Annotated in this window: 23 protein-coding genes and 1 pseudogene; 20 read left to right on the top strand and 4 right to left on the bottom strand. The window is 62.9% G+C overall.

Going from position 1 to position 24,325, the window contains the following annotated elements:
• Positions 1-94 precede the first annotated feature (94 nt).
• Positions 95-523: a GFA family protein gene (locus QWG60_RS10185; protein WP_046079600.1), complete on the top strand. Its 429-nt coding sequence runs from the start codon at positions 95-97 to the stop codon at positions 521-523.
• A 76-nt stretch (positions 524-599) separates the two neighbouring features.
• Here QWG60_RS10185 and QWG60_RS10180 read toward each other — a convergent pair.
• A pseudogene (locus QWG60_RS10180) lies at positions 600-1,808 on the bottom strand (ammonium transporter).
• Positions 1,809-2,213: 405 nt separating this feature from the next.
• Complete coding sequence (locus tag QWG60_RS10175; protein ID WP_107182330.1) at positions 2,214-3,611, bottom strand: aminotransferase-like domain-containing protein; 1,398 nt, start codon at positions 3,609-3,611, stop codon at positions 2,214-2,216.
• 100 nt (positions 3,612-3,711) lie between these two features.
• On the opposite strand from QWG60_RS10175, the gene QWG60_RS10170 reads away from it, so the two are divergent.
• The 16 genes from QWG60_RS10170 (at position 3,712) to QWG60_RS10095 (ending at position 18,916) form a co-directional block, all read left to right on the top strand.
• Positions 3,712-4,311 (top strand): LysE family translocator, encoded by a 600-nt coding sequence (locus QWG60_RS10170; RefSeq protein WP_173834974.1) that lies wholly within the window; start codon positions 3,712-3,714, stop codon positions 4,309-4,311.
• A 96-nt stretch (positions 4,312-4,407) separates the two neighbouring features.
• On the top strand, positions 4,408-5,634 hold the full coding sequence (locus tag QWG60_RS10165) for an RNA polymerase sigma factor (protein WP_146910144.1): 1,227 nt from the start codon (positions 4,408-4,410) through the stop codon (positions 5,632-5,634).
• Positions 5,635-5,719: 85 nt separating this feature from the next.
• Positions 5,720-6,535 (top strand): YciI family protein, encoded by an 816-nt coding sequence (locus QWG60_RS10160; protein ID WP_046079596.1) that lies wholly within the window; start codon positions 5,720-5,722, stop codon positions 6,533-6,535.
• Positions 6,536-6,550: 15 nt separating this feature from the next.
• Positions 6,551-6,928, top strand: coding sequence for a YciI family protein (locus QWG60_RS10155; protein WP_146910146.1), 378 nt, complete (start codon positions 6,551-6,553; stop codon positions 6,926-6,928).
• Complete coding sequence (locus QWG60_RS10150; protein ID WP_146910148.1) at positions 6,925-7,278, top strand: DUF1428 domain-containing protein; 354 nt, start codon at positions 6,925-6,927, stop codon at positions 7,276-7,278. Before QWG60_RS10155 ends, QWG60_RS10150 begins: the two co-directional genes overlap by 4 nt.
• A gap of 4 nt (positions 7,279-7,282) precedes the next feature.
• A complete protein-coding gene (locus tag QWG60_RS10145) occupies positions 7,283-7,774 on the top strand; it encodes a VOC family protein (protein ID WP_146910150.1) in 492 nt (163 codons plus the stop codon).
• A gap of 232 nt (positions 7,775-8,006) precedes the next feature.
• Entirely contained in the window at positions 8,007-9,977 is a 1,971-nt protein-coding gene (locus QWG60_RS10140; RefSeq protein ID WP_186810095.1) for a methyl-accepting chemotaxis protein, read from the top strand.
• A 161-nt stretch (positions 9,978-10,138) separates the two neighbouring features.
• Positions 10,139-10,651 carry a GNAT family N-acetyltransferase gene (locus QWG60_RS10135; protein ID WP_046079591.1) on the top strand — a complete coding sequence of 171 codons (513 nt, stop codon included), beginning with the start codon at positions 10,139-10,141 and terminating at the stop codon, positions 10,649-10,651.
• Between the two features lie 3 nt (positions 10,652-10,654).
• Positions 10,655-11,560 (top strand): LysR family transcriptional regulator, encoded by a 906-nt coding sequence (locus QWG60_RS10130; protein ID WP_107182326.1) that lies wholly within the window; start codon positions 10,655-10,657, stop codon positions 11,558-11,560.
• Positions 11,561-11,719: 159 nt separating this feature from the next.
• A complete protein-coding gene (locus QWG60_RS10125) occupies positions 11,720-13,117 on the top strand; it encodes an amidase (RefSeq protein WP_146910152.1) in 1,398 nt (465 codons plus the stop codon).
• 58 nt (positions 13,118-13,175) lie between these two features.
• Complete coding sequence (locus QWG60_RS10120; RefSeq protein ID WP_035595660.1) at positions 13,176-13,412, top strand: hypothetical protein; 237 nt, start codon at positions 13,176-13,178, stop codon at positions 13,410-13,412.
• Complete coding sequence (locus tag QWG60_RS10115) at positions 13,405-14,928, top strand: sodium:solute symporter family protein (protein WP_146910154.1); 1,524 nt, start codon at positions 13,405-13,407, stop codon at positions 14,926-14,928. Before QWG60_RS10120 ends, QWG60_RS10115 begins: the two co-directional genes overlap by 8 nt.
• Before the next feature lie 518 nt (positions 14,929-15,446).
• Positions 15,447-16,553, top strand: coding sequence for a porin (locus tag QWG60_RS10110; RefSeq protein WP_146910156.1), 1,107 nt, complete (start codon positions 15,447-15,449; stop codon positions 16,551-16,553).
• A gap of 245 nt (positions 16,554-16,798) precedes the next feature.
• Positions 16,799-17,146, top strand: a complete 348-nt coding sequence (locus QWG60_RS10105) for a DOPA 4,5-dioxygenase family protein (protein WP_035595651.1) — start codon at positions 16,799-16,801, stop codon at positions 17,144-17,146.
• A gap of 273 nt (positions 17,147-17,419) precedes the next feature.
• Positions 17,420-18,310, top strand: coding sequence for a hypothetical protein (locus QWG60_RS10100; protein ID WP_146910158.1), 891 nt, complete (start codon positions 17,420-17,422; stop codon positions 18,308-18,310).
• Positions 18,311-18,439: 129 nt separating this feature from the next.
• Positions 18,440-18,916 (top strand): hypothetical protein, encoded by a 477-nt coding sequence (locus QWG60_RS10095; RefSeq protein ID WP_290130899.1) that lies wholly within the window; start codon positions 18,440-18,442, stop codon positions 18,914-18,916.
• 23 nt (positions 18,917-18,939) lie between these two features.
• Here QWG60_RS10095 and QWG60_RS10090 read toward each other — a convergent pair whose 3' ends face one another.
• Together QWG60_RS10090 and QWG60_RS10085 are read right to left on the bottom strand one after the other, a co-directional pair.
• On the bottom strand, positions 18,940-19,386 hold the full coding sequence (locus QWG60_RS10090; protein WP_146910163.1) for a DCC1-like thiol-disulfide oxidoreductase family protein: 447 nt from the start codon (positions 19,384-19,386) through the stop codon (positions 18,940-18,942).
• A 260-nt stretch (positions 19,387-19,646) separates the two neighbouring features.
• A complete protein-coding gene (locus QWG60_RS10085; protein WP_146910165.1) occupies positions 19,647-20,612 on the bottom strand; it encodes an integron integrase in 966 nt (321 codons plus the stop codon).
• Between the two features lie 232 nt (positions 20,613-20,844).
• On the opposite strand from QWG60_RS10085, the gene QWG60_RS10080 reads away from it, so the two are divergent.
• The 3 genes from QWG60_RS10080 (at position 20,845) to QWG60_RS10070 (ending at position 24,214) form a co-directional block, all read left to right on the top strand.
• Positions 20,845-21,843 carry a hypothetical protein gene (locus QWG60_RS10080; RefSeq protein WP_146910167.1) on the top strand — a complete coding sequence of 333 codons (999 nt, stop codon included), beginning with the start codon at positions 20,845-20,847 and terminating at the stop codon, positions 21,841-21,843.
• Positions 21,844-21,940: 97 nt separating this feature from the next.
• Complete coding sequence (locus QWG60_RS10075; RefSeq protein WP_146910170.1) at positions 21,941-22,894, top strand: HNH endonuclease; 954 nt, start codon at positions 21,941-21,943, stop codon at positions 22,892-22,894.
• A gap of 129 nt (positions 22,895-23,023) precedes the next feature.
• The gene (locus tag QWG60_RS10070; protein ID WP_146910172.1) at positions 23,024-24,214 is read left to right on the top strand and encodes a hypothetical protein; all 1,191 of its coding nucleotides are present in this window, start codon (positions 23,024-23,026) and stop codon (positions 24,212-24,214) included.
• Positions 24,215-24,325 lie beyond the last annotated feature (111 nt).

The raw sequence follows: 24,325 nt of genomic DNA, 5'->3' as shown, positions 1-24,325 counted from the left end.
TCGCCGCGCGTTTGGGCATGGCATTGGGGGAGGGGCCGGCCGACGGGGCACTACACTGAAGAAGCCAGGCGAGACGTCATCGGAGGGCCATGCAATGAGCGAACATCACACGGGCGGCTGCTTCTGCGGCGTCGTCCAGGTCGAGGTCGAGGGCAAGCCGGAGGCCATGGGCTATTGCCACTGCGAGTCCTGCCGGCACTGGTCGGCGGGCCCGGTCAACGCCTTCACGCTATGGAAGCCGGAGGCGGTGCGCATCACTCGGGGGGAAGACGCCCTGGAGAGCTTCGAGAAGACCCGCGCCAGCCGACGCCGCTGGTGCCGCCACTGCGGCGGGCACGTGCTGACCGAGCATCCCGGCATGGGGCTGGTCGACGTCTATGCGGCGCTGCTGCCCGATCTGGACTTCACGCCTCAGCTGCACGTGCACTACCAGGAATCGGTGCTGCGCATCCCCGACGGGCTGCCCAAGATGAAGGACGTGCCGGCCGAGCTCGGCGGTTCCGGGGAGACGCTGGAGGAATAGGACGGGCCGAACGGCTTGAAAAGAACGCGGGGCCCGATGGGCCCCGCGTCGTGATCGGACAGGCGTCGGGCCCGGCTCAGTCCATCGAGGTGGCGCCGATGCGGTGAATGCTGAGGTCGGCACCGTCGAATTCCTCTTCCTCGCTCAGGCGCAGGCCGGCCACCTTGGCGATCGCGCCATAGACCACCAGGGCGCCGATCACGGCGACGGCCACGCCGGCCAGTGAGCCGATCAGCTGAGCCATCAGGCTGACGCCGCCCAGGCCGCCCAGCCACGATTGTCCGAAGATACCGGCGGCGATGCCGCCCCACACGCCGCACACCCCGTGCAGCGGCCACACGCCCAGCACGTCGTCGAGCCGCTCGACGCGGTTCTGCGCCCACTCGAAGAGCACCACGAACAGCGCGCCGGAGACGCCGCCGGTGATCAGTGCACCGATCGGGTGCATCAGGTCGGAACCGGCGCATACCGCTACCAGGCCGGCCAGCGGACCGTTGTGAATGAAGCCCGGGTCCTTCCTGCCCAGCACCATGGCCACCAGGATGCCGCCGACCATGACCATCAGACTGTTGACCGCCACCAGGCCGCTGATGCCGTCCAGTGTCTGGGCCGACATCACGTTGAAGCCGAACCAGCCGATGGTCAGGATCCAGGCGCCCAGCGACAGGAAGGGAATATTGGAGGGGGCGAAGGCCACCACCTTGCCGCCGCGATAGCGGCCGCGACGGGCGCCCAGCAGCAGCAGCGCCACCAGCGCCACCCAGCCGCCGAAGGCATGCACCACGACGGAGCCCGCGAAGTCATGGAAGCCGGCGCCGAAGGTCGCGGCCAGCCAGGCCTGCAGCCCGAAGTTGCCGTTCCAGACGATGCCCTCGAAGAAGGGGTAGACCACGCCGACGATCGCCGCGGCGGCGAACAGCATCGGTTAGAAGCGGGCGCGTTCGGCGATGCCGCCGGAGACGATGGCCGGAATCGCCGCGGCGAAGGTCATCAGGAAGAAGAACTTGACCAGATCGTAGCCGTTGCCGGCGGTCAGTGCCTCGGCACCCTGGAAGAAGTGGGTGCCATAGGCGATCTGGTAGCCCACGAAGAAGTAGACCAGGGCCGACACGCCGAAGTCGGTCATGATCTTGACCAGGGCGTTGACCTGGTTCTTGTGACGCACCGTGCCGACCTCGAGAAAGGCGAAGCCGGCGTGCATGGCCAGCACCATGATGGCGCCTATCAGCAGGAATAACGTGTTGGCGCTCTGGGTCAGCGACTCGACAGCACTGGTGATATCCACGGGATGATCTCTCTTGATGCATGAAGGGAACGGAATGCGCTGGAGAGATGCAAGACGTGTTCCAGAAAGGCGCGTTTTTCGTGCTCACAGGAAATTCAAGGCACCGGTGGGCGGCATCCTGTGGTCTATCATGATGCCGATGCACCCAATGAGTGCTCGTTGCCGCGGCTGCTCACCCGGATGGTGCGTTCCGGCCAACGGCCGCGTTCGGCCAGGTTTGGTGCGAAAAGTCGGCGAGCGATGGCCAGGGCTAGGCCCGCTCCCGGCGGGCCAACGCACTTCCCACCTCCCTGTGGGTCGCAAGGCAAAAAACGGTGAAAAGACGGAGTTTACGCGGTGTAAATGAGGGCTTTGAGCCGATTTTTAACGCCGTATGGGCGAGCGCAGACCGTTTTCGTGAAGCATCTAGAGCGTCTGCCAGGGCGAGGTGGGTGGCTCGCTCAACAGCTCGTCGACGATGGTCAGCGCGTGTTCGAGCGTCTCGCGGGTCTCGGCCGGCCCCAGGCACAGGCGGATGGCCTGAGGCGCTGGCTCGCTGCCCATGCAGAACGGCTCGGGGGTGGACACCTTGACCCCGCGGCGGGCGAGCAACGCCTGCACCTCGCTGCTGCGGCGGCCCGCCGGCAGCGGCAGCCAGATCAGCGACGAGCCCTCGCGGCTCTGCGGCCCGTAGTCGGCCAGGCGTTCAAGGGCCAGCGTGCGGCGCGCGGCAAGTTCCTCGACCTGCCAGCGCAGCAGCTCGCGACTGTCAGGATCCTCCATCCAGCGGCAGGCCGCCTCCACCATCAGCGGCGGTACCATCCAGCTCTGGGAGCGCAGCGCCGAGCACAGCCGCTCCTGCAGCCGTTCGGGCACCGTGAGGCTGCCGATGCGCAGGCCGCCGGCCATCACCTTGGAGGTGCTGAAGACGTGCAGCGTGCGCTCCGGCGCCAGGGCGATCAGCGGCGTGCCGCGCTGCTCTTCGGGGAGGTACTGCACGGCGTCCTCGATGATCCAGATGTCGTGCTCCCGGGCCAGGGCGACCAGGCGCTCGCGTCGGGCCTCGCCGAGCCGCGCGCCGGTCGGATTGTTGAGATCCGGCGTGGTGTAGATCAGGCGCGGCGGCTGGCGGGCGCACAGCCGGGCCAGGGCGTCCATGTCCATGCCGTCGGCGTCCATCGGCACCGCCATCGGGCGCAGGTGAGCCTGCTGGGCGGCACACACGAAGCCCGGGTAGGTGAGGGCGTCGGCGGCCACCAGGTCGCCGGGCTGGGCGAGGTGATGCACCAGCAGGTGGATGCCGTGCTGGCCGCCCTGGGTGATCAGCAGGCGCTCCGGGTCGTCGGGCAGGCCGAGACGGCCCTGCCAGGCGGCGATGCGCGCCCGCTGGGCCTGGCTGCCGGCCTCGGGCTGATATTCGGTGGCGGCCTGCAGGGCCTCGGGGGACGCGGTAATGCCCTCGAGGGCGCGCTGCAGGCCGCGGGCGCGCAGCGGGTGCGGAGGCGGCAGACTCATGCTGATGTCGATCACGCCGTCGCCCGCCGGCTGGCCGGCGCGGAAGAAGGGCAGGTGATCCTCCTCGGCGGCGCGGCGCACGTAGGTGCCGCTGCCGACCCGGGATTCCACCCAGCCCTGGCGTTGGGCCTCGGCATAGGCGCGGGTGATGGTGCCGACGGTCACGCCGAGGCGATCGGCCAGCTGACGCTGGGGCGGAAGCTTCTCGCCCGGGGCGAGCTCGCCGTTGCCGATCGCCGCGGCCATGGCCTCGGCGATGCGGCGATAGCGCGGGCCGCCGTCGGGCAGCGCGGGTGCCCAGATTGTCATGGTGACAATAAAACCTTTGACGGTGTAATTGTGCCCATTATGCTCAGAAAAGCCGGCAGAAAGGAACCAATTAACTCAAAAATGTAGGGGTACAATTTCGATGGACACTCTGGCCGCCCTGGGGCCCGCCGCCCTGTTCATGATTTCCATGACGATCACGCCGGGGCCCAACAACATGATGCTGACCGCCTCCGGGGCCAACTACGGCTACCGGCGCACCCTGCCGCACCTGCTGGGCATCATGGGCGGCTGCTTCGTACTGTTCACGGCGGTGGCGCTGGGCCTGGGACTGGTCTTCGAGCGCTTCCCGATGGTGCAGACGGCGCTACGCGTGGTTGGCAGCCTCTACCTGCTGTACCTGGCCTGGGGCATTGCCACCGCGCCGCCGCCCAGCTTCGGCGACACCGAGGGCCGCCCGCTGAGCTTCTGGCAGGCGGCCGCCTTCCAGTTCGCCAATCCCAAGGCCTGGGTAATGGGCCTGACGCTGATGGCGAGCTTCCTGCCCGAGGGCGGCAATACCGTGATCAACGCACTGCTGCTGGCCGGGGTCTCCGAACTGATCGCCTTCCCCTGCATCTCGCTGTGGGCCGGCTTCGGCATGGCCATCGGCCGCTGGCTCAAGGGACCGCGCGCCTGGCGAGCGTTCAACGGCACCATGGGCGCGCTGACCGCCGGCTGCGTGGTGTTCATTCTTGGCTGAGGGCGGGGCTGCCCGCGCCTCTCGGCATGATGGCGGCTATGCTGGTGGCTGACGTCGAGCGCGTCACTACTCCGCGGCGCCCGGAGCCGACCAGCCATGCCGGACCATGTCTCCATCGCCTCACTCTATCGCCAGCACGCCCCGCGCGTGCTGGCGACGCTGATTCGTCACCTCGGCGATTTCGATGCCGCCGAGGAGGCGCTGCACGACGCCTTCACCGCGGCGGTGTCCCGCTGGCCGGAGGAGGGCATGCCCGACGCGCCGGTGGCCTGGCTGATTCGGGTCGGTCAACGGCGCGGCATCGACCAGATCCGGCGCCGGCAGACGGCTCGCCAGCATGCTCACTTGCTGGTGCTCGACCAAGGTGAGGTCGAGGGGAACCGCGATATCCAGGACGATCTGCTGCGGCTGCTGTTCATCTGCTGCCACCCCGTCCTGTCCATGCCGGATCGCCTGGCGCTGACCCTGCGCGAGATGGCCGGGCTGACCACCGAGCAGGTCGCCAGCGCGCTGCTGCAGCGGCCGGCCGCGCTGGCCCAGCGCATCGTCCGCGCCAAGCGCCGGCTGCGCACCGCCGGCATTCCCTTTGACGTGCCCGAGGCCGCCGATCTGCCGGTGCGGCTTCCCGGCGTGCTGGGTGTGATCTACCTGATCTTCAACGAGGGCTATTCGTCCAGCCGCGGTGAGCGAGTCGTCGACGTGCGGCTGGCCGATGAGGCGATCCGGCTCGGCGAGTCCCTGGCCGGCTTGCTGCCCCGAGGCGAGGTGTTCGCGCTGCTGGCGCTGATGCACCTCCATCATGCCCGACGCGAGGCGCGCCAGGATGACCACGGTGAGCTGGTGCCGCTGGAGGCGCAGGATCGCCGCCGCTGGGATGTTGGGGAGATCGAGATCGGGCATGCCTGGCTGGAGCGCGCCCTGGCGCTGTCGCCTGTCGGTGCCTATACCCTGCAGGCCTCCATCGCCGCCGTGCATGCCGAAGCGCCTCGCGTCGAGACCACCGACTGGGGGCGAATCGTGCGTCTCTACGAGGCCCTGCTGCGGATTCAGCCTTCGCCGGTGATCGAGCTGAATCGGGCGGTGGCCGTGGCCATGCGCGATTCCCCCGACGTCGGACTGGTCCTGCTCGATCGCCTGTCCCAGCGTCATCGTCTCGATCACTACCATCTTTTCCACGCTGCCCGCGCGGACTTGCATCGGCGCGCCGGCCATCTCGAGGCGGCCCGGCAGGCCTATCGGCAAGCCCTGGCGCTTGCCGTGCAGGAGCCCGAGCGGCGCTTGCTGGCGCGTCGACTGGAGGCGCTCGTCGGCGCCGGCGGGTGACGCGACGGAAAAAAATTTCGCCGGTCTGTCGATTCTCGGCGGCGCCGCACGACTCATGACTACCATCCCCCAGAAGAGCGATGTCATGCGATACATGCTGATGCGCAAGGCCGATGCCGCCACCGAGGAAGGCGTGCTGCCCAGCCAGGAACTGCTGCAGGCCATGGGAGACTACAACGAGCGCATGATCCGGGCCGGCGTCTTCGTCACCGGAGACGGCCTGCGACCCAGTAGGGAGGGCTGTCGCATCGCGTTTCGCGACGGCGAGCCGCGAGTCACCGAAGGCCCCTTTTCTGCCACCGACGACCTGCTGGCAGGCTATACCGTGCTTGAGGTGGATTCCCTGGAAGAGGCCGTCGAGTGGGCCAGGGACTGGCCGCGGGAGGACAGCGACGTCACGCTGGAACTGCGCCGCTACTTCACCTTCGAGGACTTCGCGCCGGGAGCAGGGCTGCAGCGGCATGCTGCCCAGGCGCGCATGCCTCGGGGGCTCCAGGTCCACCTGAGCTTTCCGGGCAGCTGCCGCGAGGCCATGGCCTTCTACGCCGAGGTCACCGGCGGTCATCTGGAAGCGGCCCTGACCTACGGCGAGACGCCAGCGGCCAAGGACGTGCCGCCCGAGTGGCACGACCGTATCGCCCATGCCTCGCTCAATGTCCGCGGTCATCGCCTGATGGGGGCTGATATGCAGGGCGATGGCGACCGGCCGCCCCAGGGCGCCCAGCTGTTTATCGACTACGACGACGTCGACCAGGCGGCTCAGGTGTTCCAGCGCCTGGCAGAGGGCGGTCAGGTGCTGATGCCGTTCGAGGCCACCTTCTGGGCCAGGGGCTTCGGCATGGTCAGCGACCGTTTCGGCGTGCAGTGGATGGTCGCCACCCCGAGCGATCAATGCCCCTGACGGGAGGAGAGGATCATGAAATACGTGGCGCTGGTGTACTACCAGGAGCGGTTGATCGAGGCCATGTCCGAGCGCGAGTGGCACGACCTCAACCAGGAATGCATCGAGGGTGTCGAGCGACTGAGCGAGCAGGGCCACTTCGTGACCGGCCAGGCGCTGCAGCCGACAGGCAGCGCCACCAGCGTGAGAGTGCGCGACGGCGAGGTCCTGGTCTCCGACGGCCCCTTCGCCGAGACCAAGGAGCAGCTGGCCGGCTTCTATCTGCTCGAGGCCCGTGACCTCAACGAAGCGCTGTGCCTGGCCGGGCGCATTCCTCCGGCGCGCCTGGGCACCATCGAGGTGCGCCCGGTGCGCGACTTGCCCCCGAAAGACGAGACAGGAGAGACACCATGAGCTACGTGCATGGCATCGTGGCCGCCGTGCCCACCGCCAACCGGCAGGCTTTCATCGAGCATGCGCGCAAGGCGGCGGCGGTGTTCAAGGAGCATGGGGCACTCAAGGTGGTGGAGTGCTGGGGCGATGACGTACCGGAAGGCGAGGTGACGTCCTTCCCCATGGCGGTACAGTGCCAGCCCGACGAGAGCGTGGTCTTTTCCTGGCTGGTCTGGCCGTCGCGGGAGGTGCGCGACCAGGCCATGGCGCGGATCATGGAGGACCCGCGCCTGTCGCCTGAGGTCAATCCCATGCCCTTCGACGGCAAGCGGCTGATTCATGGCGGGTTCGCGATGGTGATCGAGGAGTAGCCCCATGAGCCGTATCACTCCTTGCCTGTGGTTCGACGGACAGGCGATCGAGGCGGCGCGCTTCTACGTCTCGGTGTTTCCGGATTCCCGCATCGAGCGGGTGCTCGAGGCGCCGGCCGATACGCCGAGCGTGCCGGCGGGCGCGGCGCTGCTGGTGGCATTCACCCTCGACGGCTCGCGCTACCTGGGGCTGAACGGCGGGCCCGACGTACCGTTCAACGAGGCGGTGTCGCTGCATGTCGACTGCGCCGACCAGGCCGAGGTGGACTACTACTGGGAGGCCCTGAGCGAGGGTGGCCTGGCGATCCAGTGCGGCTGGCTTCAGGATCGCTGGGGGCTTCGCTGGCAGGTGGTGCCCCGCAGAATGCACGAGCTGCTGCACGATCCCGACCCCGAACGGGCCCGGCGGGCCATGGAGGCGATGATGCAGATGGAAAAGCTCGTCATCGCCGACCTGGAGCGGGCCGCTGACGGCCGGGGGCCAACGGCATCCTGAGCGTGCCGATCGCAGGCAACGCGGTGTTCATTCGCGAATAGTAGCGACCACCCGATGACGGGAAAGCCGCCGAGTACGCTCGGCGGCTTTTTTGATGTCGGTCATGGGAGCGGGGAATAAATCGATAAAGGCGAGGGCCGTCGAGTCGATAGACGAAAGTGGCAGGCCAGGCGCTGTGGGCGGTGGCCTGGCCGGGAGCGAGACTGGGTCATGACAGAAGAAGGGATCACGAATGAAATGGTTGCATCGTCTATCGCTGGGTCGAAAGTTCGCCCTGACGCTCATCGTGCCGTTGGTCGTGCTGACCACGTTCGCACTGATGGGCGGGCTGGAGCGTCAGCGCACCATGAGCGACATGTCGCGCCTCGAGACGCTCGCCGAGCTGGCCAGCCGCGCCGGGGCGCTGGTGCATCAGCTGCAGCGCGAGCGCGGCATGAGCGCCGGCTATCTGGGCAGCGAAGGCGCGAGCTTCGGCGATGCCCTTCACGAACAGCGCCGGGCCACCGATGAGCGCCTCGAGGCCTTTCGCGCGGCTTTCGCCTCGGTCGATGCTGATACCCTCGGCGAGCGTATCGGCCGGCGTTTCGGTGAGGCGCGGGATGCGTTGGGCCGGCTCGATCGCCAGCGTCGGTCGATCACCGACATGAGCGTCGACACCGCCGCGGCCCTCGGCTACTACACCGGGATCAACGACCAGCTGCTGGGCGGCGTCGCGGCACTCGCCAATACCACCGACAACGGTGAGCTGGTGCAGCGCCTGGGCGCCTTCTATGCGTTGCAGGAGGTCAAGGAGCGGGCCGGCATCGAGCGCGCGCTGCTGTCCAACGCCTTCGCCGCCGATGCCTTCACGCCGGCGCTGTATCGCCGTTATCTGAACTTGCTTGGCGAGGAGAGCGCCTTCGATGAGACCTTTCGGGCCCTGGCGCCGCCCGAACTGGTCGCCGCGCTGGACGCACGCAACGAACGCCCCGTGGTGGCCGAGGTGATGGCGATGCGCGAGGCCGCCGTTCAGCGCGGCGTCGACGGCGGCTTCGGGCTGTCGCCGACGGTCTGGTTCGACAGGCAGACCGAACGCATCGGCCTGCTCAACGAGGTCGTGCGCCTCGGTGCAGACGATCTGGTGACGCTCGCGGACGGGCTCGGGGGCGAGGCTCGCCGGGCCTTCTTCGGCTATGCGGTCGGCGCAGCCCTGGGGCTGGGCATCGCCATCGGGCTGGCGCTTCTCGTCACGCGCAGCATCGTGGTGCCCCTCAAGCGTACCCTGAGCACCATCGCCGGCAGCCAGGGCGACCTGACCCAGCGGCTGGACGTGCTGGGCAGCGACGAGCTGGCGCAGCTCAACCGGGCCTATAACGCCTCCACCGACGACATCGAGCGCATGGTGGTCAACATCAAGCGCGGCGCCGAAGGCGTCAGTACCGCCAGCGGCGAGATCGCCCAGGGCAATCAGGATCTCGCCCAGCGCACCGAGGAGCAGTCGGCGTCGATCGTCGAAACCGCCTCGAGCATGGAGCAGATCACCGCCACCGTGAGGCAGACGGCGGACTCGGCGGCCCAGGCGCGGGACCTGACCCAGCGGCTCGAAGGCGAGGCGCAGGAAGCGGGTGACGTGGCTGGGCGTACCCGCGACGCGATGGGCGAGATCAAGGACTCCAACCGGCAGGTCACCGCCATGGTCGAGGCCATCGATCAAATCGCCTTCCAGACCAACCTGCTGGCGCTCAACGCCTCGGTGGAGGCGGCGCGGGCCGGCGAGCACGGGCGCGGCTTCGCCGTGGTCGCCGACGAGGTGCGCAAGCTGGCCCAGCGCTGCGCCGAACAGGCGACCCAGATCCGAGGGCTGGTCGATACCAACGTGGCCAACATCGACCGCGGCGAGCAGCTGGTGGGCGACGCCACCGAGCGGGTCGGCGTCATCGCCCAGGGCGTGCGCCAGATCGCGCAGTTCGTGTCGGAGATCGCCAGCGCGTCTCAGGAGCAGTCGTCCGGCATCGAGCAGGTCAACCAGGCGATTTCCCAGCTCGAGGAGGTCACCCAGCGCAACGCCGCCCTCGTCGAACAGTCGGCTGCGGCCAGCAAGTCGCTTGACGATCAGGCCGAGGAGATGACGGAGCTGGTGGGGCGCTTCCGGGTGGCCGACGCCGCCGGCGCCGAGCGGTTGTCGTTCCGACCTCGCCACGACGAGCCCGCCGTGCTGGCGTAAGGCGCTTCGCAGCTCTTTCAAGGCCCGGCGGCATCGCGATGCCGCCGGGCCGTATCTTTCCGGGCGGGCGTCACGGTTCGCTGGCGAGTCCGGGCCAGAATCGGGATACTGAGCGGTTTCGTCGTTTCTTCCCGTCGCTCGCCCCAAGGAGGCCCCCCGCCATGGATTCAGGCTTGTCACTCGCTCGCATCACCGTTCATTCGCCTCATGTGCCGACCCTGGCCGGCTGGGCCCACGACGAGTGGGGGCACCTGCACCCCGGTCGCAGCCGTGCCGCCGCCATCGCCACCTTCCGCGCCGACTGCGGCTCGGAAGGCGTGCCCTCGGTATTTGCCGCCATGGACGGGGAGCGCCCGGTGGGCATGGCCAGCCTGGTCGTCGACGACATGGACGACCGCCACGACCTGACCCCCTGGCTGGCGTCGGTCTATGTGCTGCCGGCGTGGCGGGGGCAGGGCATCGCCTCCGCTCTGGTGCGCCGCGTGGAAGCCGAGGCGCAGGCGCACGGCGTCGAGCGCTTCTATCTCTACACGCCGGACCAGCAGCCCCTCTATCGCCGCCTGGGCTGGGAAGACGTGGAGGATCGCGAGTACCACGGCGAGACCGTGACCATCATGCGGCGGGATCTCTCTCCGCGAGGCCCCGCGCCGTCTGCTGCCGCGCGGCCGGTCTGAGCCATGCAGTGGAGAGCGCTTCACTACTTCGACACGGTCGCCCGCTGTCGCTCGCTGCGCGAGGCTTCGGCACGGCTGCATATCGCGCCTACCGCCATCAGCCGTCAGATCGATCTGCTCGAGCACCAGCTCGGAGCGCCGCTGCTCGAGCGTGGCCCCGGTGGTATCCGCCTGACCTCGGCCGGGGAACTGCTGGCGGTGCAGGCCAGACGCACTCTGCGAGACCTGGAGCGGGTCCAGGAACAAATCGGCGATCTCAAGGGGCTGCGCACCGGACGTGTCAGTCTGCGGGTGGCCGAGGGCGTGGTGGCGGGTCTGCTGGCGCCGACGCTGGCCGACCTGGGGCAGCACTACCCGCGCTTGCGCTTCGATATCCAGATCGCCAGCGCCGGCGAGATCGTCGAAGCGCTGCGCAGCGGTGATGCCGATATCGGGCTGGCCTTCTTCCTGCCGCATCATGACGATATCCAGCCGTTTGCCAGCAGCAGTCTGGAGCACCATGTGGTGATGGCACCGAGCCATCCGCTTGCCGGCAGGGGGGAGCTGCGCCTGGCCGAGATTGCCGAGCACCCGCTGGCGTTGCCCGACGAACACTACGGCGTGCGTCAGGCCCTGGACGAGGCGGCTCGCGACCAGGGGGTCACGCTGATGCCTACCTTCCATACCGCCTCTCTGGAGACTCAGAAGGCTCTGGCGCTGGCCGGTGCCGCGCTGCTGATTCTTCCGCCCATGGCGGTGGCGCGGGAATGCCGCGACGGTCGGCTGGCGAGCGTGCCACTGGCGCCGGGCGAACTGTCGCGCACCCGTCTCGACCTTTGCCTCCATCGGCATCGTCAGCGCAGTTTCGCCACCGACGCCTGCCTGGGGCTGCTGGCCTCGGCGCTTCAGGGACTGGGGGATCAGGACTGATTCGTGTCGCAGGCTGAAGAGGGCAGTGGCCGGCCTGGGGGCGGGCAGGGTGCACACAAAAAGTAGACGCCCCGGCGTCATCATTGTGATGGCTGTTGACACGGGAACGCGCCAGTCTGAGGACATCCACAACATCAACAACAATCATGGAAAGCCCTCATGACCGATCCCCATCAGATGACCGCCACCCAGCTGCTGGCCGCCTATCGTGACAAGCGCCTGTCGCCGCTGGATGCCGCCGAGGCCCTGGTCCAGCACGTCGAGCGCTGGGAGCCGCACCTCAATGCGCTCTATGATTTCCGTCCGCAGGCGTTGCTGGCGTCAGCGCAGGCCGCCAGCGAACGCTGGGCGCGAGGCGAGCCGCTCGGCACGCTGGACGGCGTGCCCGTCACGCTCAAGGAGCTGATTGCCACCCGTGGCCAGCCGGTGCCCGGCGGCACCGGGCTCGGCGACCAGTCTCCGGCCGCCGACGATGCGCCGCCAGCGGCACGCCTCGCCGAGGACGGGGCGGTCGTGCTGGGCAAGACGACGTGTCCCGATTTCGGCATGCTCTCCTCGGGGCTGTCGTCGTTCCATGGCCTGACCCGCAACCCCTGGCGGCTCGAGTGCAATACCGGCGGTTCAAGCTCCGGCGCTGGAGCGGCCTCCGCCGCCGGTTACGGCCCGCTGCATGTGGGCACCGACATCGGTGGCTCGGTACGCCTGCCCGCGGCCTGGTGTGGCACCGTCGGCTTCAAGCCGACGCTGGGGCGGATTCCCATCGATCCTTACTACGTGGGCCGCTGTGCCGGCCCGATGACGCGTAGCGTCGACGACGCCGCGCTGATGATGACCGCTCTGTCACGCACCGACCGCCGCGATGCTACCCGCCTGCCGCCGGAGGACATCGACTGGAGCGACCTCGATCTGGACGTGTCGGGGCTGCGCATCGGCGTGATGATGGAGGCCGGCTGCGGCCTGCCGCTGGACGACGACATCGCCGCCGCCGTGGAGAGCGCCGCCGCCCGGCTCGAGACCGCAGGGGCCACGCTGGTGCCGATGGCGCCGGTGATGACGCGCGAGATGCTCGATGGCCTGGATCGCTTCTGGCGGGTGCGTCAGTGGAATGCCCTGTCGGCGCTGTCGAACGAGCAACGTGAACGCGTGCTGCCGGCGATCCTCGCCTGGGCCGACGACGGCGGGCGGATCGGTGGCGTGGAAGCGGTGCGCGGTTTCGAGCAGACCCTGGCCATGCGCCGTGCCACCGAGGCGGTGTTCGACGACGTCGACGCGGTGATCTCGCCGACCACGCCCAACGTCGCCTTCCCCGCGGACTGGCCATCGCCCACCAACGATCCGCGTCGCCCCTTCGAGCACATCGTCTATACCGTGCCGTGGAACATGGGGGAGCAGCCGGCGCTGTCGCTCAACGCCGGTTTTTCCCGCGATGGCATGCCGTTAGGCGTGCAGCTGATCGGCCCGCGGCTGGCCGACCACTTCGTGCTGAAGCTGGCCAAGGTGCTGGAGACCCGTCTGGCGCTCGCGCCGAGCTGGCCTTCTCCCCCCGCGGCGCAGTAAGGTCCGCGTCCATCGTTCGGGCATTGCCTCACATCGTCATCGTGGGAGAGTTCTTGTCATGTCATCTCGTCTCGTCGTCCTGCCCACCAGCCGCGCCGGCTGGGGGCTGCTCATCGCTTTCGTCGCCCTGGTCGCCGCGGGCATCTGGCCGGTGATCGGCTGGGTGAATCGTGCCGTGCTGGTCCTCGGCCTGCCGCTGCTGGTGGTCTGGAGCTATGTGGTGATCTTTGCCTGCTTCGCCGTGATGCTGATCGCCAATCGCGTGCTCGAGCGCAAGGAGGGGGAGCATGACTAGTCCCTGGCCGCTTCTCATCACCCTGGCCTACGTGGCCATCGCCATGGTCATCGGCCTGCGCGCCCGGGCCGGGCGACGCATGAACAGCCTCGAGGAATGGGGCGTGGCCGGGCGCAGCATGGGCCCGGTGACGCTGTACCTGCTGATCGCCGCCGGCAGCGTGAGCGCCTACACCTTCATGGGCGCGCCGGGCTGGGCCTATTCCAAGGGCGTGCCGGTGTTCTACGTGGCCGTCTATCTGGCCTACCTGGCGCTGATCGCCTGGTACGTCGGCCCCAAGGTGTGGCAGTTCGGTGAGCGCTTCGGCCATGTCACCCAGGCCAGCGCCATCGCCGACCGCTACCAGAGCCCGCTGCTGGGGGCGCTGGCGGCGCTGGTGATGTCGATCGGCTCGGTGGCCTACGCGGTGCTGCAGACCATCGGTTCCGCCTACATCCTCAACGTGATGAGCGGCGGGGCGATCCCGATATGGCTGGCGGTGCCGCTGGTGCTGGCCTGCATCGCCGTCTACCTGTTCGTCAGTGGCCAGCGTGCCATCGGCCGTACCAACGCCTTCCAGGGCGTGCTGATGCTGGTGGTGGCCTGGGCGGTGGGGCTATGGGCGCTGCACGGTGCCACCGGCGGGCTCGACGTCGGTGCGCTGTTCGGCCGGCTCCAGGCCGAGCACGGCGACTTCCTGACCCTGCCCGGCGGCGGTGGCGACATGAGCTTCAGCTTCTGGACCACCTCGATCATCGTCTCGATGTTCTCCTTCATGCCGCCGGTGTGGACCCAGTGGATGAGCGCGTCGTCCGCACGCACCATCCGCCGCAGTGCCACCTGGCTGCCGACCTACTACGTGGTGATCCTGCCGATGGTGGTGGTGGGCTTCATCGGCATCTTCGCGCTGCCCGACCTGGCGCGTAGCGACACCGTGGTCCTCGAATATGCCATGCAGTTCCTGCCGGTATGGCTGGTGGGGCTGCTCGGTGCCGGCACCCTGGCCGCGTCGATGTCCTCCAGCGAGCCCTTCATCCACTCGGTGGCGCTCTCCTGGAGCAAGGACGTGCTCCAGCCACTGCTGGGGCTCTCCGATGCGTTCACCGGCAAGCTGGCGCGCTGGATGATCGTGCCGCTGATGGCCCTGGTGATCGCACCGCTGGCGATCGCTGAACCCGGCAGCCTGGTGATGATCCTGCTGGTGGGGCTGGGCTTCGCCACCCAGGTGCTGCCGGCCTTCATCGGCATGTTCCTGTGGCCGCGCGCCTCGAAGTGGGGCGTGATGGCGGGCATCGTCAGCGGCTTCCTGGTGACCGTGGCCTTCACCACCGTGTGGAAGCATCCGCTGGGCATCCACGCCGGCTTCTGGGGGCTGATGCTCAATCTGCCGACGTTCGTCGCGGTGTCGCTGCTTACCCGGCCGGCCCCGAGCGAGGTGGTGGAGCGCTTCTTCCGCATCGCCGCGCCGAACGGCCTGACCCGGCTGGGCGGTCGCGAGCAGGGCGGCCGTGTCCTCGGCCGAGAGATCTCGTCATGATCCCCGCTGCCGGCCATCCCTCGGCGCTGGAGCCGCCGGCCCGGGTGAACGCGGTGATCCGCACCCTTCTGGCCGGCCTTGGCTAGCGGCCCATCGAGCGCCATCGGCCCCGCGTCAGCGGGGCCCGGACTGCCTGTGTCGTTGTCCTGACATCTAGCGCCTTTCCTCCATCTCTCCTCCAGCTCTCTTTTTTCTGCCGTTTTCGCGGCATTTTCCTTCATTTTGCTTCTTTTTCCTGCCCTGGCCACTTTGGCGGGGCGCAACGTCGTGCTCGATGCTACTGGCGTGATTCGATGTCGCAAAACAAATTAACTTGCTTACATTATGGATGACAAAGATTTGCTGGTTTTATTATCTGTTCTGGCGTATTCGTTCATGCCAATTTCGCTCAGTGGTGGTGACCGATCCCGAATCCGCCGCGTTTTGCTTTCTCAATCGTCAATGTCGAGCCCAGGCTCGCAGTTACCAACAGGATCAGAATGATGTCGTTCAAGCGTAAACATGCCGTCACGGGTCTCATGCTCGCTGGAGTCATGGCCGGCCACGCCTCGCTGGCCCAGGCCGAGGTCACGCTGGTCGAGGCCAATCCCGACGGCGCGGGCTTCTGGGACCCGCTGGAGGTTCAGATCGGTGGCAGCATTCGCGCCCAGTACTTCAATGAGATGGGCAGCCAGGATGACGGCAGCTACAAGCACAACGTCTACGACGGCGGCAGTCGCCTGCGTTTCTCGGCCGACTACGCCGTCAACGACGACCTGACGCTGCTGGGCTACTTCGAGCCGGGCTTCGACCTGATGCACGTGCTGCGCCTGCACGGCCAGTACGACCGGGACGGCCGCCGCACTTCCCGGCGTCAGGCCTACTTCGGCGTCGAGAGCCAGCGTTACGGCACCCTGACCCTGGGTAAGCAGAACAGCGTCTACTACGACGTGGTCGGCGCCAAGACCGACGTCTGGGATAACGACATGCAGGCCCAGGCGCCGGGCGTCGGTCTGGACGGCGACTACGATGGCTCCTATCGCGCGCGTCGCAGCGCCAAGTATCGCTACGATGTCGGCCCCGCCTCGCTCTACGTCGGCGCGCTGTTCCAGGACGAGGACCTGCACGTCGGCAACGGCATCGACTACCGTCGCAACGGCGGCGGCGCCCTGGGCCTCGACTATCGGCTGACACCGGACCTGGTGCTCAGCGCGGCCTACAGCAACACCGGCGCCACGGTGCATGGCCAGGGCAGCGAACACTATCGTCAGGAAAACAGCGGCGCCGCGATCACCTGGACGCCGAAACAGTGGTATCTCTCGGTGGGCGGCGGCTACTATCGCAACTTCGTGCCGTACATGACCGGCGATACCGACCGGTTCTTCCGCGGCGATGCCGCCGGTGTGGAGTATGTCGCCAAGTACGCGATCCCGCTGGACACTGCCGTGGTGAAGGAAGTGACTCCCTACGTCGCCGGCGACCGCCTGGAGATGCGCAACGGCAGCGACGATCACTACGATCACCAGTACGTGGGCGTTTCGACCCGGCTGCCGCACGGCTTCCAGGTCGATCTGGAACACACCTTCGCCGATACCTCGGATGACCAGGCCGACGCCACCCTGGCCCGCGTGCGCTACGACTTCTGATCCATTTCCCGCCCTCGATCTTCCCCCGGTCGCCGTCAGCGGCATCCCCGGCCGGGGGAGCTCCCATCAGGCCCTGCTCACGCGGCCCCTCCGCCTTGGCTGGCGTCTCCAGGCCGGCAGCATGACGGAACATCGCCTACCGTTCATACGAGGGGCAACGTCGGCTGCGGCTCACCGCTTCATGCCGTCATGGATCAGTGGTAGCGTTAAGATGTAAAGAAAAATTGCCGATAAGCGAGGCTGAGATGAACGAACCGAAGCGCCCGGTGAATATTCACAAGGGCTACCATGCTCACGTCTACTTCGATGAAGAGACGGTGGACTTCGCATCCCGCCTTTGCGCGGAAGCGGGGGAGACATTCGGCCTGAAGGTCGGGCGCGTGCACCAGAAACTGGTCGGGCCGCACACCAGATGGAGCTGTCAGATCACGTTCAGCCACAAGTCCTTCGACGCGTTCATTCCCTGGCTGGATGAACACCGCGGCAACCTGAGCGTGCTCGTTCACGCGCTGACGGGAGACGATTACGAGGACCATACGACATATGCCTATTGGCTGGGGGATAGCGTGGAGATCAACCTGGACGGCCTCTAAACCGGAGGAGTCGCCCTGATCAGCCGCAGAACATGCCGCGGGCCGACTGGCCGGCGGCATTTTCATGAACCAGTGCGACCGGCCATTCGTGCGCCGCACGCATCGGTACCTCGCGCCACCGGCTGGAGACCTCGGGCTTCCTGCATGTGGTCGATTTCCTACAGGCTTGTCAGCGATAGCGCATTAAGAATGATGAAGTTTCTGTTAGTTTGGCCGGCCGCTTAGCCAAGACAAAGCGGTATCTATTCGAATCGAGTTAAAGGAAGTTCAAGGATGAACGAGCAATACGATGCCTTTTCACATGAGTCGACGGCGATCAGCGTGCGTAAGATCAAGTCAGGCCCGCCGTTGAGCTGGATCGTGGACGCGTTTCGGCTGGTTCGTGCGCACTGGAAGACGATCATTCCCGCTTACCTGATCGTGGTCGTGGTCTCCACGCTGCTCCAAGTCGTTGTCGGATCGCTTCAGCCGTACCATATCGGCATCGGAACGATGGTTGTCCTGGTGGTGGTGACTTTCCTTGCCGCCTTGTTGCAATCGGGCATGATGGCCGTCTTCCACGGGGCGGCCGAGAATCGTCCCCGGGTAAGTGACGTGTTTCGTGGCTTCAAGGGAAGCAACCTCCTGGGCATGTTCCTGCTGTTCGTCAGTGCGCTGGTGATCTTCGCGGTCTTCGCGCTGGTGATGTTCCTGCTGATGAAGCTCTTCGGGGGGAGCTCGATGATGGGTGCCATGAACTCGTATGGCAGCCCTTATGGCTACTCCTATACCCGCATGATGGCGGAGATGATGGGCGGTTCGTCGCTGGTGGTCATCTTCTTCCTGGCCGGGGCCCTCATGGTGACGGCATTGCTCTTCTACGCGGTGCCGCAGATCATCGTGTCCGGCGAAAGCGTTTTTTCCGCATTGAAGAACAGCTTCCGGGCCACCTTCAAGAACCTTCTCCTGCTGCTGGTCTTCGGCGTTAACGCCGCAACGCTCTATGCTCTATTGCTGATGGTTTCCATGGCCGGCGCCGCCCTCACCACCTCGATGGCCCTGATCGTCGTCGTCATGGTGGTAGTGATCTCGGGGTTCTTCCTGATCTTTAACGGGGCCTATTACCTCTCTTTCCGCGAGGTGCTACTGGCCCGCCCGGAAGCCGCGAAGGTGGAGAACGCTTAAGCTAGATGGCGTGCCACGCACCCACGAAAGCCGTGCATCATGATGTGCGGCTTTTTGGTGGATGGATCAGGAGCTCGAAGCTTCCAGGGAGCCGAAATGATATCTGGGGGGTATTCCATCGGGGTGATCTTGAAACGAGGTCTCATCCCGGCATTGATGCTGTGCGGCACCGCTGCCGTGGCGGACGAGCTGGCCGAGGTCAACGGTGAGTGGCTCCATCGGCATGAGGCGGAGATCGTCGATCTTCTGCAGCACAACGAGACCTCCGTCGTGCCGGTCATCAACCTGCTCGGCAACACCTGGGCGGTGCGGGATGGCGCGCTGGGTAGCGAGGTATCCCCCTACATCGCCGAGGCCCTGGTGTATCGAGCGGATTCCATGCTGGCCTGGTTCGCCGCGCATCGCTCTGCGCTGGACGCATGGCTGGCGAGTGTCCCCGACAGCCTGTTCACGAATTACAGCGGCCGCGCGGCCTACGCCGAGTATCTGGCCGATCTGAAAGCCCGGCTTCTGGCGTCCCTCGAGGGCTATCGGGGAGAGCATCAGGCCGAGGCCGCACGCATCGCAGATGTGATCGCCACCGCCGAGGTGAGAGAAACCCGGTAGCGGGACATCACGACCGCCGTCGCCTAGCGGCGCAGATTGTCGATGGGAGGGATGCGGCACAGCCGCAGCAGGGCGTTGCGACAGGCCTTGAGCCAGGGGTAGAGGCGGGCGGCTCGCCCGCGGCTGGCAAACAGGCGATACATCAGCCGGTTGAACACGCCGCTGCGGGTGCCGAGCAGGGTAAGGCGGTGCAGGGCCTCGCTGCCGTGATACCAGCGCTCGCCGACCTGCAGGGCGAAGCCCTGGTCCAGGTCGATGCCCTTGGCGCTGAGCTCGCGGCGCGCCTCGCTGTCCTGGCGCCCGTCGATCAGCTCGAGCTCGCCGACGTCGCGCCGGATGCGCTGCCAGCGCACGTAGCGCCGACACATCGGGCAGTCGCCGTCGTAGACCAGCCTCAGCCGGCGGCTCTGTGCCTCATCGTGTTCGGGCCTGGAGTCGACGGATTCCTGATGATCGCTCGAACCTGCCATGCCTTGTCTCCTACCATGCGATGTGGCTTCCAGCCTACCTGTGCCTCGAACCGCTGCAAACCCGCCCATTTCTGCGCCATTCGGAACAGTTCAAGACGCGCCTTTTGCAGCCGATATCCCCTTCGAATAGGATCGGCTAATAAGGCTGCAGAAGACGGCCACAAAAGGGACTCAGGGGCTACCGCAGAAGACGGCTGGAGTGCCGTGGTTGATGCTGGTCGGTCAGGCGGTAGCGTGGCCGAGCATTCACGACGGCACGGCTAGTCCAGAGGGCTCCTTACACCCGCGAAGCCGCTTCCCAGCACATGAGTGTAGATCTGGGTGGTTTCGACGCTTTTGTGGCCCAGTAGCTCCTGAACCGTGCGTATGTCCGTGCCTCGGCTCAGCAACTGGGTAGCGAAGCTGTGTCGCAGGGTATGGCACGAACCCGGCCGCGGGAGATTCGCGGCACGCATTGCCTGTCTGACCGATTTCTGCACCGAGGAGGTATGGATATGGTGCAGTACCACTTTCCCGAAAGGGTCGAAGCAGGGTTTGCTGGAGGGAAATAGCCATTGCCACGCCAGCGACAGGCCGGCATTGGGATACTTACGATCCAGGGCATGGGGCAGGGTGACAGGAACCCGACCATTTTCGAGGCGACGGTTCAGCAAGTTCTGGGCCTCTGTTATTCGCTGTTGTATTGGCACGATGCAACTGGGAGGCAGCAGCGTGGTGCGATCCTTGTCGCCCTTGCCGGATCTCACCGTCAGCACTTGTCGATTGAAGTCGATATCTCGCACGCGCAACCGACAGGCCTCCGTCACGCGCAGGCCTGCCCCATACATCAGCGCGGCCATCAGATGCATCGGGCCTGCAAGATGGCTCAGTACACGCATCACTTCGTCGTGCGACAACACTACCGGCAGCCGGCGAGGGCGCTTGGCGCGTGAGAACTCCCCGATCTCTCCCAAGGGCTGTTCGAGCACATGGCGATACAGGAAGACGAGGGCATTCAATGCCTGGTTCTGTGTGGCCGCAGCCACATGCCTCTCCACGGCCAGGTGCTCCAGGAAGGCGTGAACCTCGGAGGCTCCCATACCTGATGGGTGTCGTATCCCATGGAAACGAATGAAGAAGCGAATCCAGTAGCAGTAGGTCTTCTCGGTTCGCAGGCTGTAACGTTTCACCCGTAGGGTGGCCTTCACGCGACTCATCAGCTTCGGCGGCTTGCTGTGCGTATCCATGGTAGCCCTCTCTTGGCATGGATGCCTATACAGTATTATTGGTGCCGGCAAAACGCGCAAGCACGCGAATCCTGCATAGGGGGCCGAGCTTTTCTTAGCTTTATGTGATATCAATGAGTTAGGTGTGAAATGGCTGGCTTGATAACGATGTTGAACGGGTCGGCGCGTTCATCCAATATCAGAGCGTTCCACCTAATCACTGTTAGTTGTTTGATCCATGTCTGGAGGATAAGTGAACGGCATATTTTATAAGAATACCCATACTAAGATTCCTGGCTGGGTTGATAATCTCCATGAAGATCAACCCCTAGGCTATGCATATGACACCGGCACCCACTTTGTTCATTTATATGGAAGGGGCAGTGGTCTCAACGTAATATCTGTGGGGTTGACGGCGGTTGAGCAGAAAAGCGGTACTTTAACCGACTGGGTACGCCGCGTTTTCGGTGCTAAAGACATCAATAATCTAGCATTACCGATAGGCCAGACTGTTGAAAGCGTCTGGCGACCTTCACTTTATTTTTCTGATGATATCAAAACGGCCCTAAGAATAGACCCTTTTGAGCAACGGAGTTCTGAGCAAGCTCTGAGAGTGCTTATCGAAAAGCTCGATGACATCCTTCTATATATAGAGCCAGATCAGAACGGCCTGAAGGCATATGGACACAAGTGCCGTGAGCTTTTAATTCTCGCATGCACTGAAGTAGAGAATTTGTGGGTTTCAGTATTTAAAAAGGCTGGAGTCGGGCCTCAAAACGGCAGGACTTATACAACACAAGACTACGTAAAATTGCTGTCTAAAGCGTATCTTAATGAGTTCGAAATAACATTTAAAAATTACGATGGCATTCGTAGTTTTCAGCCATTTTTTAACTGGAATTCCTCGCAGCCGACTAAGTCACTCTTCTGGTATGATGCCTACAACCAAACAAAGCACGACCGTTCAGCCGCGTTTAATGCTGCAACTCTTGAGAACGTTATGGATGCGATCGCTGCATGTGTGGCGGTATTCTGTTCTAAGTTTGGGCCCTTTAGTCTAATTAATGACAACAATACACTATCTTCTCTGGTGAATCAGCATTTCGATATTCGCCTCAAAAATAGTGATCCATCGACTTACTATGTGCCAAAAATTACGCTCCCATCAGATACTAGAAAAGACCTCTTTGTTTATGACTGCTATCGTCAGCGACATCATGATGGGTGGAGCGTTCAGCCTTTGGCGCTGTAGAAAAACTAACAATCGGCTGCACGGCGACCGATTTTCCGCCGCTTTGCGGCTCCAAACCGGCGCGTGAGCCGGGCGTTAGCTTTACAAGGAGTTCCCTATGTCAGTTTCGATCCAAGAGCGGCTTGAGTTTTACGAAAAAAACTATGTGCCAATAGCGGAGTATCATCTTGATAAAGGTGGGAAAGTATATATCGGAAATGATAATAAGGTTTGTCGTTTTTGTGGCAAAGGAGAACCAGACGTAACATTTAGAGATATAGCTCATGCAGTTCCTGAATTTCTAGGTAACAATCAGCTTATTCTACGAAATGAGTGTGATACGTGTAATAAATTTGTATCAGAGAACCTAGAGGACCATTTAGATAAGTACACGAAGCCTTATCGATTAGCTGCTCAAATAAAAGGGAAAAAGAAAGTCCCTAGCTACAAAACGAAAGATAAGAAATCTAGGTATGAGTTCACTTCTTCTGAAGGGGCAAAGATTATCGACAGGGAGGATAGCAATTTCACTAATTTAGATATTGAAAATAAATCTATTGAAGCCAATTTTCATCTTGAACCTCATATTCCTAGTGCTGTGTTTAAATGCTTAGTAAAAATAGCATTGTCAGTAATAGATGACTCCGAGTTACTGCAATTTAAAAATGCAATTACTTGGTTATTGGAGCCAGACCATAGTAAGACAATTTGTAAACCTCAAATCATTTTAAATGCGTTCATTCCTGGGCCAAAACCAAATAAAAGAGTAACTGTATTAGTGCTAAGAAGAAAGCCGGGAGTTAAGATTTCCCCATATTGTCATCTATTGATTTGCTTTGGTAATATCGCGTATCAAATAGTTGTACCATCGGATGTAGATATATCTGAAGGTACTAAAACAATACAGCTAACTAGGTTTCCCTTGCCATTTGAATTTGATTGGCAGTATGGAGATGTTATATTTGGCCAAGAAGATGTAACTAGCAGTGAAATTGTAAGAGACAAAATGCTACCGATGACATTTTGCTTTGATGAAGCGGAAAAGTTAGATCATAATTCTGTAAAATTATAATTATCAAAAGCAAGGCTAACAAGTTGCTTAAAAGGACAAAAAACAGTTGGCTTTTGCTCCTTCGTCGCTTATTTTAGCCAGCAATTTTTTTGCCTCTTAGCAAGGCGTTAGAAGTATCAGGAGAAGTTGATGTCGAGAGATGCTGAAATTATCTTGCGAATGGGAGCTTCTCTCTGCATTCAAGAAAGTATTGGGCGATGGGATAATGCCGTTACTTATGTGGATTCCGAAGGAAATGAAGAATCATGCCAATACAGCATCCAAGTCTTTGCTGACTATAGGCATGCGTTCTACCACCTAGGTATTGGAACTAGCAAGCTGTCAAACGGATTTGAAGAACATGCAGATCACATTCGACGCGTGGGTCAGAAAATAGCAAGTGATATATCAAAAAAGAAGCTGGCATCAGTCCCTATGCATTTCAGTGGCTTGGTCCTCATAGGTGCTGATCAAATACAGATTAATGAGAAGAGCTTGGTCCAGGGGTTTTCCCAGTTAGGAATGGCGATCCGGGTGTATGATACATCTGGTGATAGCATGCCGGCTGTAGTTCCGCGATTACTTTTAACACCAGAAGCCGCTTATTCAGGAAGATTGCAAGACTGTAAAGTGCACTACCAGACGCCTGATTATTTAGTTTGGGAGGAAAAAGATGGGGCTGTTTGTTACTCCTTACAAATGCGACTTCGAGAAAGATTTCAAGATGAACGATCGGTACTTAGAGATATTAGTCGCTTATCTCCGCAGCGAGAAAAGGTAACACGGTATTTGCATTCAGAGCGCGACCGAAAACGAATTTCTGGAGGCATGGCATCAGTATTAAGAGATGCTTTAGAAGGTAAGGTTGATGATGCGAGCGAGACTTTGCAAAAGCTGGAATCGAAAGCTTTTAAAAACTCGTTAAATCGTGCAAAAGCGATCACCATGTTAACATCATTTGGCATTATTGGCTTAACATTGGCAGTCCTTCTATTAACTTTGGGAATTGATAATCCTAAGTTTATAACACCTGTCTGGGGTATGGTCGGCGCGGCACTCGCATTGTGGATGCCAATATCCAGATTGAATTACTTGGCAGAGTATTCGTGGGATCAGGTTGTTATAGATATTCTGGCTCGTACTATTATTGGAGCCATAGCCGGTTCGGTAGTAATTCTCTTAGTGGAATCAAAAGTTCTACTTGGTTTTGTGGATTCAGAAGCAGGCGGCCTAATATACGTTATCTCCATGGTAGCAGGATGGAGCGAAAGGTTCTTACCCAAAATATTTGGACAATTTGAGAGCAAAATTCTGTCCGAGAAAAACGGCGGAGATAGTTAGAGCGGTGAAGATTATTACTTCTAACCAAGCCATGCACCGGATGCCAAAACCTATGCTTCGCGCCGGCTTTGGCACCGGTGATGGCGAGCGTTGGGCTGACAGGTTCTCACT

Source organism: Halomonas halophila, assembly GCF_030406665.1.
Lineage (GTDB): Bacteria > Pseudomonadota > Gammaproteobacteria > Pseudomonadales > Halomonadaceae > Halomonas > Halomonas halophila.
This window is presented reverse-complemented; position numbering and strand designations above follow the sequence as displayed.